Origin of the sequence: Candidatus Spongiihabitans sp. (assembly GCF_965247905.1) — a bacterium.
Taxonomy (GTDB): Bacteria; Pseudomonadota; Gammaproteobacteria; order Arenicellales; family Poriferihabitantaceae; genus Spongiihabitans.
This window is the reverse complement of sequence record NZ_OZ252047.1, coordinates 746880-759475: the sequence shown is the minus strand read 5'-3', so window position 1 is coordinate 759475 and position 12596 is coordinate 746880. Positions and strand designations below refer to the sequence as shown.

Here is a 12596-nt window from a genome sequence, read left to right as displayed (position 1 = left end):
GTACCTGCGCGTTAGAATAAGACAATAACCTTTGGGCCATGACTTTTAGGGCATAACTTTTTAAGCAGGCCGATTGACGATGAGCAAAATGGCAACCCATCAAATTCAGTGGTATCCGGGACACATGCACAAAGCCGGCAAGGACATCACGACGATGCTGAAGAAAGTGGATGTCTGCATTGAATTGCTGGATGCGCGCATTCCATTTAGCAGTGAAAACCCGATGTTGGCATCGTTGCGCGGGCGCAAGCCGTGCCTGAAAGTGTTGTCAAAAAGCGATCTGGCGGATGCGCAATTGAATACCCTGTGGCAACAGCATTATGAATCCGACCAACAAACAAAAGTGCTGGTCGCGGATATCCGCAAAGCTCAAGCCATTTCTCGGATACCGGCCCGGTGTTGGCAACTTTACAATGAAAATGCGGGTTCAAAATCCATCATCACGGCAATGGTCATGGGCATTCCCAATGTGGGCAAATCCACGCTGATAAATGGCTTGGCCGGCAGCAACGTCGCCAAAACCGGCGACCAGCCTGCGCTGACCAAAGTCCAGCAGGTGATTGAAATTGAACCGGGATTTGTGTTGCTGGACACCCCGGGGATGTTGTGGCCAAAAGTGGAAAACAGGAATAGCGGTTATCGTTTGGCGGTCACTGGCGCAATTCGGGATACCGCGATTTCCCATCGGGACATTGCTGAATTCGCCGCGGACTATTTTATGCGCATGCATCCGCACAGATTAATGGAGCGTTATCATCTGGAGAAACTGCCCGACAACAGCGCGGCGCTGCTTGAGCAAGCAGGCAGAAGAATGGGTTGCCTGGTTAAAGGCGGGCAGGTCGATATGGATCGTGCGGCGAAAGCGTTGCTGGCGGATGCGCGCGCCGGCAGATTGGGCCGATTTACCCTGGAAACGCCCGCGATGATGCGGCAGGAATTAATCGAGGTTCACTTGGCTGGCGAGGAGCGAGCCAAACGGGCCCTGAAAAGGAAACGCGAAAGGAAATGCGAAAGGAAACGAAAATGGAAGGAATCCGCATCTTAATACGGCGCTGATCAGGCGTCCAATATTTTTGCAGAATAACCATGAAATTTGAAGGCATCTACCCGCCGGTCATCACGCCGCATCACGACAACGGTGATATCGACAAAGCGGGTTTCGTGCGCATGATCGAGCATCTGCTGCAGTCCGGAGTGCACGGCATTATCGTCGGCGGCAGCACCGGCGAATACTATGCGCAGACCAAACAAGAAAGAGTCGAGTTAATGGCGCTCGCCAAACAAGTCATTAAAAACAGAGTGCCGCTGATTATCGGCGTCGGCGCGATTCGCACCGAAGACTGTATCGAGTATGGTGTGCTGGCGAAAGAAAACGGCGCCGATGCGATTTTGCTGAGCGCGCCTTATTACGCAGCCCCGACCCAGACCGAGTTGGCGAATCATGCATTGGCGATTGATCGTGAAGTCAATCTGCCGATCATGCTTTACAACCATCCCGGCAGGACCGGCACCGCCATGCGCGATGAGTTTTTCAATCTCGTCGGGCGCAGCCCGAATTTCAGCGCGATCAAGGAGTCAACCGGCGATATCAACCAGTTGCATAAGTTGGCGCTGGACTATCCGCGCCTTGCGCTGTTATGCGGCATGGACGATCAGGCGCTGGAATTTTTCGCCTGGGGCGCGCGCGGTTGGGTTTGCGCCGGCGGCAACTGCCTGCCCAAAGAGCATATCGCGCTGTACCAAGCGGTGGTGCTCGAAAACGATATTGAAAAAGGGCGCCGCATCATGTCGGCATTGATGCCGTTCATGGCCATTCTTGAGCGCGGCGGCAAACTGATTCAAAGCGTGAAACACGCTTGCCGAATAGCCGGACTGCCGGCCGGGCCGGTGCGGAAACCTTTGCTTGAACTCAATGATGAGGAGAGACGCGAATTGGAAGCGGTATTGGCAACCTTGAAATCTCGCTTGCACTCGCGCATGTGAAAAATTCAAGTTCGCTTTCCGTCGAGGAAGCCCGAAAACTGGCGCTGCAAAGCCAGCGAGTGTTGACCGCGCAAAAAACCGGAACAGCGATTGAGGCCACCTTGGGCGCGATCGAACATCTGGGCTATGTCCAAATCGACACCCTCTCGGTCGTCCAGCGCGCGCATCATCATACGTTGTGGAACCGCAATCCGCGCTATAACCATCGCCATCTGGATGCGCTGGTGCAACAAGGCAAGGTCTTTGAATACTGGTCTCATGCCGCGGCCTATCTGCCGATGCGCGACTATCGATTTTACTTGCCTGATATGGCGGCTATCGCCAAAGGTCGAAAGCACTGGTATGAATGTGACCCTAAATTAAAACGCCAAGTCCTCAAACGCATTGTTGATGAAGGCCCGGTTCAGGCAAGAGATTTTGAACGCCAGGAAACAGGCAAACTGGCGATGTGGGAAAGGAAGCCTGCCAAATATGCACTGGAACAACTATTCATGGAAGGCAAACTAATGGTAGTCAGGCGGCAAGGCTTCCAAAAGGTCTATGATTTAACCTCTCGGGTTTTACCCGAAACGGTGAATACCGCCATGCCGTCAACCAGTGCGTGGCATCGTTTTCTAATTCGGAGATATCTTGAAGCAAATGGGCTGGGGCAGGCCAGTGAAATTTCCTATTTAAGAAAAGGCATTAAAGGGGATGTGCGAGTCGAGCTGGACAACATGCTGGAACACGGCGAGTTGATTCGCATGAACATCATCAACAACCATCGCGATAACGATCGCTATTATGTGTTTCCGCGGATGCTGGAGTTGCTTTCAAAACCGCTTGCCCGAGCGCGCTTAAAAATCCTTTCGCCATTTGATAACCTGGTTATTCAACGCAAGCGGATTGGCAAGTTGTTCGGGTTCGACTACCAGATTGAGTGTTATGTGCCGGAAGCAAAACGAAAATACGGTTATTTTTGTTTGCCCATTATGTGGAATGCGGCGTTGGCGGCGCGAATGGATTGCAAAGCGGAGCGGAAAACCAATTCGTTGATTATCCATAATCTGGTGCTGGAGCCAACCGTGAACCGATTTGATGAATTCACCAATGCGTTAGCAAAAGAGTTGGGCAATTTTATGCGGTTTAACGAGTGCAACCAACTGATCGTGAACGCAGTATCGCACAAGTCTGTTAAGCAAGCACTCATTGCCAAGTTCGCATAACCGCATGAGTATCCCTAAAGTCGGCAATCGCAGCGACCAGCAAGCGTCACTTTGCAATATCCGAATCACCAATTTTATGGCCCCAGCTTTGTTTGGCAGATAAATACCGTTTATTCCATTTGCTCACGCCAACCACATGCTTCTCAATCGTCATTTGGGTCAGTCCGGCAGCGGACAGGTCTTCAATTTTCTTTGGATTGTTGGTCAATAAGCGCATAGGCCTGTCGCCGAGAAAAAACAAAATTAGCGCAGCGGCATCGGTGAAATCCCTGGAATCGGTTGGCAGCCCCAAAGATTGATTGGCTTGATAGGTGTTTTCTCCCGCGTCCTGCAAAAGATAGGTCGCGGCTTTCGCCCATAAGCCGATGCCACGCCCTTCGTGCCCAGCCATGTACACAATCATGCCGCCATCGGGGTCATTTGAAATTCGACCGAGCGCGGATTCGAGCTGCGGCCCGCATTCGCAACGTTCAGAACCAAAAACATCCCCGGTCAGGCAATTTGAATGTACCCGCACTAACGGGTTGTCAGCATTTCCGGCATCGCCAATCAACAGCACACTATTTACCGCCATGGATGTGGCCAGCGTCGCAAACCGGTTTTGACCACCGCTTTCCCGCAGCGTGGCGGCGAGTTCTTCAACTTTCTGCAGCTCGGCGCTACGCACCGCGGCATACCAGTCTGCCTGATAAGATTGCCCGCCCATTTTTAACGGCAGCGGAATGGGGCCTAAAAGATTGATGACCCCTTCATCAGCACGCGGCGCGGTGGCATCAGCACGCGGCGCGGCGGCATCCGCAAGCATCGTAGTTTCACCGTTGACAGGCGTCCCATCACGATCAATGCGTAGCAATTTTCCGGTATCAATAAGCTGTTGCCGAATATCGGGATTGAGGTAGGTGAACATAGATAAATTGCTGGTTTATGGTATCCTAAGCGTACCTCAATGAAGCGCAAAACAACATTGGCTATGCAAAGTTTTTATAAAAAATGTCCAAATCAGAATCCGCGTCATCGCCGTTAGATAAAGATCAACTACGATGCTTGATGAAGAGAAGCGACGCGCTGGGGTTGGTTAAAATATTTCAGCACGGCATGGTCATCCTGGTCGCGGTTATACTGCTTTCAAGTTTCGACAATTGGATAATGCAAGGATTGACTATTATTGTGCTTGGCGGGCTGCTGACTTTTTTATTTGCCCCGCTACACGAAACGATACACAAAACAGCGTTTAAATCACCGCGGCTAAATGCAGTGGTTGGGTGGATCAGCGGGTTGGTGTTGGTATTGCCGCCAAAATATTTTCAGGCATTTCATCTGGCGCACCATCGCTATACGCAAATTCCAGGCAAAGACCCTGAGCTGGATTTTGGGCTGGATTTTGGGCTGGATTCTGAAAAGCCAAAAACAACCGGGCAATATCTGCGCAATCTTTCTGGCGTGGATTATTGGATTGGGCAGGTAAAAGCCCTGGTTTTGTTTGCGATGGGCAATCATCACACCCACTTTGTTAGCGACGTTAAACAAACTGGAATTGTTAGGGAAGCGCGGATATTTCTGGTGATTTATCTTTTATTGTTGTCGCTTAGCCTGCTCGGCGAGTCTGCGGTGCTCTGGAAGTATTGGGTGCTACCGATGTTGATTGGGCAGCCTTTCTTGAGAGCATTTTTGCTCGCTGAACATGCGTTATGCCCATTAGTGCCGGATATGTTGCGAAACACGCGCACTACGTTAACCAATAAACTGATGCGGTGGGTTTGTTGGAACATGTCGTTTCATGTTGAGCATCACGCTTATCCGGCGATTCCGTTTCATCAATTGCCCGATGCGCATAGGTTGCTAAAACCGCACATCAGTATAATTTCCAATGGCTACATCGCGGTTAACAAAGAAGTGCTGCTGTCTTTATAGCGTATTGCATGGCAAATAATAATACAGGGTCCTAGGAAGTTAAGCCTTCCCTATGGGCGCTGAGCTTCTGCACCATTAATTTTGGTTCAAGATACTTTAAGGTATAGTGAAATGGTCATACCTAATGGTTCTATAAATGAAAACAAGCATGTCATTCGTTGCCGAATTTCGGGGAATAAATTCAGGGCGATTCCGCGGCTGTTTTGCCTTGATATCGAGGCTTGCAAAGTCGCACAAATCACCGGCATCTCTGGCCCAGGGACCAGCCGATTGTATACTCAAATCAGACAACACATCGCCGGGCAATGCGAGCATATGTGTTCACTAATTCATTGCCCGTTTGGTTCCTTTCCAGCGGTGTTTTAGCACCGCCCTCTCGGCCGTCATTCTCGCATCGAACGGCGCGGCATCAAAGCAAAGGAGTCCGGCTACGCCGGACGGCATATTCCACTGGATTGCCCGGAACAAGCCGGGCAATGACGACCCTTATTTGTCATTCTCGCCGGCAGGCGGAAAAAACCGCCCTCCCTGCCGTCATTCTCGCCGAAGGCGGGAATCCAGTTAAATATCTGTCACGCGTAGCGTGACTCCTTTTGGCATCCGGCTTTGCCAGACACAAACCGGCGGCCTCGCCGCAAAGGAGTTCGGCTACGCCGAACGGTTTAATAACTGGATTGCCCGGCCAATAATAATATGGGCCGGGCAATGACAAATGATAGGTAATGGTGAATTGAGAGGGCAAAGGCGAGTTGAGATGCCAAAGCACACGAGAGAAAATGTCCGGCTACGCCAGAGCGCGTTTTAGTGTCACGCTTTGCGAGACAATTATTTACCATTGTCTTCTCAAAAGGACTCATCGCCTTCCGATTCGCCATTGTCCCCCCAGCCCGTCATTCTCGCCGCAGGCGGGAATCCAGTTAAAATATGTCGTCCGGCGTAGCCGGACTCCTTATGAAAGAGTGTGAGTTTCGCTTCAATATGCGCCACGAAAATGGGTGTCAATATCTGCTAAAATCTATCCGAAATCATCCTTTATAGTATCTTGAACCTTAAATTTTAATGGCGCCGAGGTTCAGATTGTTCTCCCGCGCGCATTGCCTGGCCTGTTTATATCCGGCATCAGCATGTCGCATCACGCCGGCGGCGGGATCGTTCCACAGCACCCGAGCCAGGCGTTTATCGGCAGCTTTGGTGCCATCAGCCACGATCACCAGCCCGGCATGTTGAGAAAAACCCATACCGACGCCACCACCATGATGCAATGAAACCCAGGTCGCACCGCCAGCCGTGCTCAGCAAGGCATTTAACAATGGCCAATCAGAAACCGCATCGGAGCCATCAAGCATGGATTCGGTTTCTCGGTTCGGGCTGGCCACAGACCCGGCATCGAGATGATCCCGGCCGATAACAATCGGCGCCTTTAATTCACCGTTGCGCACCATCTCATTAAACGCCAAACCGATCCGGTGTCTGTGGCCCAGACCGACCCAACAAATTCTGGCCGGCAGTCCCTGAAAACGGATTTTTTCCCGAGCCATATCCAGCCAATTGTGCAAATGCGGATCATCCGCAATCAACGCCTTCACCTTGGCATCGGTTTTATAAATGTCTTGCGCATCGCCGGACAGTGCCACCCATCTAAACGGCCCGACCCCACGGCAAAATAGCGGACGAATGTAAGCAGGCACAAATCCCGGGAAATCAAATGCATTTTCGACCCATAATTCAGCGCTTCCTGGCGAATATTATTGCCATAATCGACCGTAGGCACGCCTTGTTTATGAAACGCCAGCATAGCCTTGACATGATAGGCCATGGATTTTCGTGCTTGTTCGGCAACTTTTTGAGGATTATTTTTTCTTTCCCGTTGCCACTTCTCCATGCTCCAGCCGATCGGCAAATAACCGTTCACAGGATCATGAGCCGAAGTCTGATCGGTAACCAGGTCAGGTTTGATATTGCGTTTGACCAACTCAGCAATAACTTCAGCACCGTTGCCAAGCAGGCCGACAGAAATAGCTTCCCCTTTCGCGCAGGCACGCTGGATCATGGCTAAAGCCTGATCCAGATGTTTTGCTTTGTGGCCAAGGTATTTAGTTTGTAGTCTAAAGTCGATACGGGTGGCATCACATTCCACGCAAAGTATGCAATAACCCGCCATAGTCGCTGCCAATGGTTGTGCGCCGCCCATGCCACCAAGCCCGCAAGTGAAAATCCATTTTCCCTTGGTGTCGCCATCAAAATGTTGGCGCCCGGCTTCTACGAATGTTTCATAGGTGCCCTGGATAATCCCCTGACTGCCGATATATATCCACGATCCGGCGGTCATTTGCCCGTACATCATCAAGCCTTTGCGGTCGAGCTCGTTGAAATGATCCCAGTTAGCCCAGGCCGGCACCAGATTGGAATTTGCAATCAATACCCGAGGCGCGTCGGCATGCGTTTTGAATACGCCGACCGGCTTGCCTGATTGCACCAGCAAACTTTCATCATCTTCCAGTTGCGAAAGGCATTCCAGAATTTTGTCAAAACTTTGCCAATCCCGAGCGGCGCGACCAATGCCGCCATAGACAATCAATTCCTCGGGTTTTTCTGCCACTTCCGCATCCAGATTGTTCTGGATCATGCGAAATGCGGCTTCGGTCAGCCAGCTCTTGCAACTGAGTTTCGTTCCAGTGGGCGATTTAATCGATCGGGTTTTGTCTATTCGCCCAAGTAACATTTTGTTTTACCGGATTAAATTGCGGTGCTGAAAATTAGTTTGCCGAGCGTGTCATTTTCACGCCTGCCATTTTCCGCCGACCATAATCCTGTGGCACGGATTCAACCCGATATTGTACGCCAAATCGGCTGGATTGTTGGTATCCCATATTACCAGGTCCGCGTGCTTGCCCACTTCTAGGCTACCGATTTCATCTTGCAACCCCAATGCCTTTGCCGCATTGAGCGTAACCGCTCTCAGCGACTCGGCCGGGGTCAGGGAAAAAAATGTGCACGCCATGTTCATGGTCAATAGCAGGGAAGTTACCGGCGAGCTTCCAGGATTGCAATCCGTGGCAATGGCAATCGGCACCTGATTTTCTCTAAGCGCATGGATCGGGGGCAATTTTGTTTCTTTTAAAAAATAAAAAGCGCCCGGCAGTAATACGGCGACCGTGCCAGCTTTGGCCAAATCCGCAACCTCTTCGGGCGGTAAATACTCAAGGTGATCGACGGAAAGTGCGCCTTTGCCAGCCGCCATTTTCGCACCGCCCAAATGACTTAACTGTTCAGCATGCAGCTTAATCGGCAGGCCGAGTTTTTTTGCGGCATCAAATACCCGCTCAACTTGTTCGACCGAAAAAGCAATGCCTTCAGCGAAGGCATCCACGGCATCAACCAGGCGCGCTGCGTAAGCTGCGGGCAGCATCTCTTGGCACACCAGATTGATGTAGTCGTGTTGACGCCCGGCATATTCTGGTGGCACAGCATGAGCGCCCAGAAATGTTTTTTGAACCCGAATACCCGCGCTCTCGGCCAGCCCATCGGCGGCACCGAGCATTTTAATTTCGTTTTCAGTATCGAGTCCGTAACCGGATTTGATCTCAATCGTGGTGACACCCTCTGTCATCAAGCGCCTGAGACGCGGCAAGGATTGGGCAATCAGATCATCCTTGGTCGCCGCTCGGGTTGCGCTGACCGTAGCCGCAATCCCACCGCCCGCTTTGGCGATTGCCTGATAACTGACACCCTGCAGACGTTTCTCAAACTCGGCGGCCCGATCCCCGGCATAGACAATATGGGTATGGCAGTCAATCAGCCCGGGGGTGACCAACCTGCCGCCGCAATCATGCACATCAGCACCGTCCGCGATATCTTCCATGATATCTTCCGGCACAGTCTGGCGCGCTCCAACCCATTGAATTCGTCCATCGCGGATGCTGATCGCGCCATCGGCAATCAGACCATAGCGCCCGTCTTCGCTCATGGTGGCAAGACATGCATCTTTGATTATCATGTTGTGATTATCCTGTCTGTGATTGTCATGTTGTGATTATCCTGTCTGTGATTGTCATTTGGAAGGTCATACTTTATCATGGCACAACAACATTGACTTTAACGCCAGCGTTTCTGCGATGGTAGAGGTGCAATTTGACATCAAGCTCGAAACTACTATTTGAATCCGTTTTATTGGCCGATGGCTGGGCCACAAATGTCGCAGTGGAAATCAACCCGAATGGCGATTTTGTTGACGCACAACGACTCAGGCCAAAGAATAGCACCGAATACCAAATCGTGGCTGGATGCATCATTCCGGGGATGCCGAACTGCCATTCCCATGCCCATCAACGTGGCCTGGCCGGTCTGGGGGAAAAAGCCGGTTGGGATACCGAAAATGAGCATAAAGCCATAGACAGTTTTTGGACCTGGCGCGTGGCGATGTATCACTATCTTGAGCGCATTCAACCCCAGCACCTGTACGCTATTGCACAGCAGTTATATCTGGAGATGTTGAAAGCGGGATACACCCATGTCGGGGAGTTCCAATATCTTCATCACGATCAAAAGGGCGATGCCTATGCCAACAAAGCGGAGATGACTTTGCAGTGTATGCAGGCAGCCAGTGATCTTGGTATCGGTTTTACCGCGCTACCGGTGCTCTATCGCTACGGCGGATTTGGCGGACAAGACGCGCTCGCCGGACAGCAACGGTTTTTGAATAATGTCGAGCCGTTTTGTGAAATTGTTCATAGTTTGTTTGACGCGGCAAGAAATTCAGAACACCGCAATTGCGCCGTGGGCATCGCGCCGCACTCGCTGAGGGCGATCACAGAACCACTGCTCAACGAAGTCATTGATGCGCTCCCCAAAACGCAACTTGCGGCAATTCATATGCATGTGGCCGAGCAAATCAGGGAAGTCGATGAGTGCATGGCGTGGTGCGGCGAACGCCCGTTGCAGTGGTTGCTCAATCGATTCGATGTGGATCAACAATGGTGCCTGATTCACGCCACCCATATGAATGATCAGGAAACCGCGCGCTTGGCGCAAAGCGGCGCGGTCGCTGGATTATGCCCGACCACCGAAGCCAATCTGGGCGATGGTTTTTTCAACTTGATCGACTATGTTAATCAAGGCGGCGTGTGGGCGATTGGCTCGGACAGCCATATTTCGGTAAGCCCGGTGGAAGAGTTGCGCTGGCTGGAATATGGCCAGCGGTTGTTGCATCAACAACGCAATGTCATGGCTGACAAGCAAAACCTGAATACCGGCATGGCATTGTATTGTTCCGCGCTGGCCGGTGGGCGTCAAAGCAGCGGCGCAAAAATTGGCAGCATAGCCGCCGGACAACGCGCAGACTTCATCGTTCTCGATAACCAACATCCGCGCCTGTACCATAGAACCGAACAGGACTTGATGGACAGTTGGTTGTTCTCTGGCAATGAAAACTTGATTCAGGACGTCTATGTCGGCGGGGTCAAGGTGATCGACCATGGCCAGCATGTCCATCAGGAAAAAATTGCGCGCGCATTCAAGCGTGCCATTGATGAGCTTGCCAAATCGTGATAACCGCCATGAAAATTAAACCATGAAAATAACCGCTGGCCAGTTAACCCTGAAACAATTGGAGTCTGTTTACCGCAAACCCGGCGAACTTCTAATCGAGCGTGGCTGCAAAGCCGCCGTTGATCGTGCGGCTGACATTGTTCGCGCCGCCGTACAGGGCGACGATGCGGTTTATGGTATCAACACTGGCTTCGGCAAACTGGCCAATACGCGAATTGCCGTGCAGCAAACCACCCGGCTTCAACGAAATCTAATCCTTTCCCATTGTTGTGGTGTTGGACCGAATCTGCCTGATGGCGTAGTGCGCCTGGTTATGCTGTTGAAGATGGCTTCGCTTGGGCGCGGTGCGTCCGGCGTGGGCTGGCAGGTGATCGAGCAACTGGAAGCCATGCTAAATAAAGACTTGATTCCAGTCATTCCCGCCAAAGGCTCGGTAGGTGCATCCGGGGATCTGGCACCGTTGGCGCATATGACTGCCGCGATGATTGGAGAAGGTCAGATAAATTATCAGGGGCAGACGCGCAACGCCGATATGGCTTTGAAAAAATGCGGGCTAAGGCCGTTGGAACTCGGGCCAAAAGAAGGTCTGGGAATGATTAATGGCACTCAGGTATCCACTGCGCTGGCTTTGGCCGGATTATTTGATACCTGGCGTTATTGCCAATCCGCATTGGTCACTGGTGCAATGTCCGGCGACGCGATGATGGCGTCCACCGCACCGTTCAGGCCGGAAATTCACGCGCTCAGAGGCCACCGCGGTCAACTCGATGTTGCCGAATCCTTGCGCGCACTGCTACATGGATCGGCTATTCGGGAATCTCATCGTGAGCATGACGAGCGGGTGCAGGACCCCTATTGTTTGCGCTGCCAGCCTCAGGTTATGGGGGCTTGTGTTGATCAACTCCGCCAGGTCGCAAATACCTTGGCAATCGAAGCCAATGCGGTGACTGATAATCCGTTGGTGATCGCCGACAGCAACGAAATTCTTTCCGGGGGTAATTTCCACGCCGAGCCGATTGCCTTCGCTGCCGATCAATGCGCTTTGGTGATTGCGGAAATCGGGTCGATTACGGAACGGCGCATCGCCACCGTGGTTGATCCTGCGCTGAATTATGGATTGCCCGCATTTTTATCGCCGCAGCCCGGGCTGAACTGTGGTTTTATGGTCGCGGAAGTAACGGCGGCGGCATTGATGTCCGAAAACAAGCAAACAGCGGCGCCCTGCTCGATTGATTCAACGCCAACCAGCGCGAATCAGGAAGATCACGTGTCCATGGCCTGCCATGGCGCATATCGGCTGATGGGCATGAACCGGAATCTCGCCAATATCGTCGCCATCGAACTGCTTACCGGGTCCCAGGGCGTGCAATTTCGAGCGCCGATCAAGACCAGCGAGCCATTGCAAATTGTCATTGCCGTGCTGAGGAATAAAGTTGCTCGACTCGACCATGATCGATTTATGGCAACCGACATAAACGCCGCGGCGCGTCTGGTTGAAGGCGGGGAAATAGTCGATGCGGTCGGGTCGGATAGGCTTCTTCAGTTGATCGGTTGAATACGGCGCAAGCAACGTTCGATAAGTCAATTCGCCCACGAGAATAGGCCGCGCTCGCCCGTGATCGTCCTGCCGTAATCGTCCTGCGGCTACCAAATTTGTTCGCCGGTTTCCTGTTCGCGCCGCGCCGCAATAAGCGCCAAAACTGCCCGCTTTTGCTCGCTGGACATGATGATCCATTCACGAATCTCATCGGCATTTCGATAACATCCTCTGCAAAAAGGTTCGCCGTCGAAGCGGCATACCGATAAACAGGGCGATGGCACGGTGGTATCGAGCCTGGGATGTTGGTGCGCACCTCTGCGTCGATTTGATTTTCGTCGTGGCCTTGACTCCGTCATAATAATAAGCGGGTGCGTCTCGTTTTCAACAAACCTGTTTTCAACAACCGCGGA

14 protein-coding genes and 1 pseudogene are annotated in these 12596 nt (G+C 52.0%); 7 read left to right on the top strand and 8 right to left on the bottom strand.

The genetic code is table 11. The features are described from left to right. Positions 1–79: 79 nt before the first annotated feature. From ylqF to ACP158_RS03740, 3 genes are read left to right on the top strand one after another with little or no spacing between them, the layout of a single operon-like run. Entirely contained in the window at positions 80–1045 is a 966-nt protein-coding gene (gene ylqF / locus ACP158_RS03750; protein WP_424947641.1) for a ribosome biogenesis GTPase YlqF, read from the top strand. Positions 1046–1086: 41 nt separating this feature from the next. Then, on the top strand, positions 1087–1983 hold the full coding sequence (locus ACP158_RS03745) for a dihydrodipicolinate synthase family protein (RefSeq protein ID WP_424947640.1): 897 nt from the start codon (positions 1087–1089) through the stop codon (positions 1981–1983). Beyond that, positions 1980–3188, top strand: coding sequence for a winged helix-turn-helix domain-containing protein (locus ACP158_RS03740; RefSeq protein WP_424947639.1), 1209 nt, complete (start codon positions 1980–1982; stop codon positions 3186–3188). The genes ACP158_RS03745 and ACP158_RS03740 overlap by 4 nt, the downstream gene beginning before the upstream one ends. A 46-nt stretch (positions 3189–3234) precedes the next feature. Here the strand turns inward: ACP158_RS03740 and ACP158_RS03735 are convergent, their stop codons facing one another. Continuing rightward, positions 3235–4095 (bottom strand): GTP cyclohydrolase II, encoded by an 861-nt coding sequence (locus ACP158_RS03735; protein WP_424947638.1) that lies wholly within the window; start codon positions 4093–4095, stop codon positions 3235–3237. A gap of 83 nt (positions 4096–4178) precedes the next feature. On the opposite strand from ACP158_RS03735, the gene ACP158_RS03730 reads away from it, so the two are divergent. Next, complete coding sequence (locus ACP158_RS03730; RefSeq protein ID WP_424947637.1) at positions 4179–5099, top strand: fatty acid desaturase; 921 nt, start codon at positions 4179–4181, stop codon at positions 5097–5099. 111 nt (positions 5100–5210) lie between these two features. Continuing rightward, entirely contained in the window at positions 5211–5465 is a 255-nt protein-coding gene (locus ACP158_RS03725; RefSeq protein WP_424947636.1) for a hypothetical protein, read from the top strand. Here ACP158_RS03725 and ACP158_RS03720 read toward each other — a convergent pair. The 6 genes and pseudogenes from ACP158_RS03720 to hutI all read right to left on the bottom strand — a co-directional run bounded on the left by ACP158_RS03720 (position 5424) and on the right by hutI (position 9096). Beyond that, positions 5424–5576 (bottom strand): hypothetical protein, encoded by a 153-nt coding sequence (locus ACP158_RS03720; RefSeq protein WP_424947635.1) that lies wholly within the window; start codon positions 5574–5576, stop codon positions 5424–5426. The genes ACP158_RS03725 and ACP158_RS03720 overlap by 42 nt on opposite strands. A 16-nt stretch (positions 5577–5592) precedes the next feature. After that, the gene (locus ACP158_RS03715; protein ID WP_424947634.1) at positions 5593–5805 is read right to left on the bottom strand and encodes a hypothetical protein; all 213 of its coding nucleotides are present in this window, start codon (positions 5803–5805) and stop codon (positions 5593–5595) included. Continuing rightward, complete coding sequence (locus tag ACP158_RS03710) at positions 5762–5935, bottom strand: hypothetical protein (protein WP_424947633.1); 174 nt, start codon at positions 5933–5935, stop codon at positions 5762–5764. The genes ACP158_RS03715 and ACP158_RS03710 overlap by 44 nt, the downstream gene beginning before the upstream one ends. A 7-nt stretch (positions 5936–5942) precedes the next feature. Next, positions 5943–6101: a hypothetical protein gene (locus ACP158_RS03705; RefSeq protein WP_424947632.1), complete on the bottom strand. Its 159-nt coding sequence runs from the start codon at positions 6099–6101 to the stop codon at positions 5943–5945. A 47-nt stretch (positions 6102–6148) separates the two neighbouring features. Next, positions 6149–7821: pseudogene (gene hutU, locus ACP158_RS03700) on the bottom strand (urocanate hydratase). Positions 7822–7878: 57 nt separating this feature from the next. Then, positions 7879–9096, bottom strand: coding sequence for an imidazolonepropionase (gene hutI, locus ACP158_RS03695; protein ID WP_424947631.1), 1218 nt, complete (start codon positions 9094–9096; stop codon positions 7879–7881). Between the two features lie 134 nt (positions 9097–9230). On the opposite strand from hutI, the gene ACP158_RS03690 reads away from it, so the two are divergent. Next, positions 9231–10646 carry a formimidoylglutamate deiminase gene (locus tag ACP158_RS03690; protein ID WP_424947630.1) on the top strand — a complete coding sequence of 472 codons (1416 nt, stop codon included), beginning with the start codon at positions 9231–9233 and terminating at the stop codon, positions 10644–10646. Positions 10647–10668: 22 nt separating this feature from the next. Further along, positions 10669–12201, top strand: a complete 1533-nt coding sequence (gene hutH / locus ACP158_RS03685; RefSeq protein WP_424947629.1) for a histidine ammonia-lyase — start codon at positions 10669–10671, stop codon at positions 12199–12201. 89 nt (positions 12202–12290) lie between these two features. Here hutH and ACP158_RS03680 read toward each other — a convergent pair whose 3' ends face one another. Continuing rightward, positions 12291–12542 (bottom strand): DUF1289 domain-containing protein, encoded by a 252-nt coding sequence (locus ACP158_RS03680; RefSeq protein ID WP_424947628.1) that lies wholly within the window; start codon positions 12540–12542, stop codon positions 12291–12293. Positions 12543–12596 lie beyond the last annotated feature (54 nt).

Coding starts and splice junctions, on each gene's coding strand:
- ACP158_RS03745 (WP_424947640.1), top strand. CDS start 1,087: ATGAAATTTGAAGGCATCTACCCGCCGGTCATCACGCCGCATCACGAC.
- ACP158_RS03735 (WP_424947638.1), bottom strand. CDS start 4,095: ATGTTCACCTACCTCAATCCCGATATTCGGCAACAGCTTATTGATACC.
- hutH (WP_424947629.1), top strand. CDS start 10,669: ATGAAAATAACCGCTGGCCAGTTAACCCTGAAACAATTGGAGTCTGTT.
- ACP158_RS03730 (WP_424947637.1), top strand. CDS start 4,179: ATGTCCAAATCAGAATCCGCGTCATCGCCGTTAGATAAAGATCAACTA.
- hutI (WP_424947631.1), bottom strand. CDS start 9,096: ATGATAATCAAAGATGCATGTCTTGCCACCATGAGCGAAGACGGGCGC.
- ACP158_RS03710 (WP_424947633.1), bottom strand. CDS start 5,935: ATGGTAAATAATTGTCTCGCAAAGCGTGACACTAAAACGCGCTCTGGC.
- ACP158_RS03725 (WP_424947636.1), top strand. CDS start 5,211: ATGGTCATACCTAATGGTTCTATAAATGAAAACAAGCATGTCATTCGT.
- ylqF (WP_424947641.1), top strand. CDS start 80: ATGAGCAAAATGGCAACCCATCAAATTCAGTGGTATCCGGGACACATG.
- ACP158_RS03680 (WP_424947628.1), bottom strand. CDS start 12,542: ATGACGGAGTCAAGGCCACGACGAAAATCAAATCGACGCAGAGGTGCG.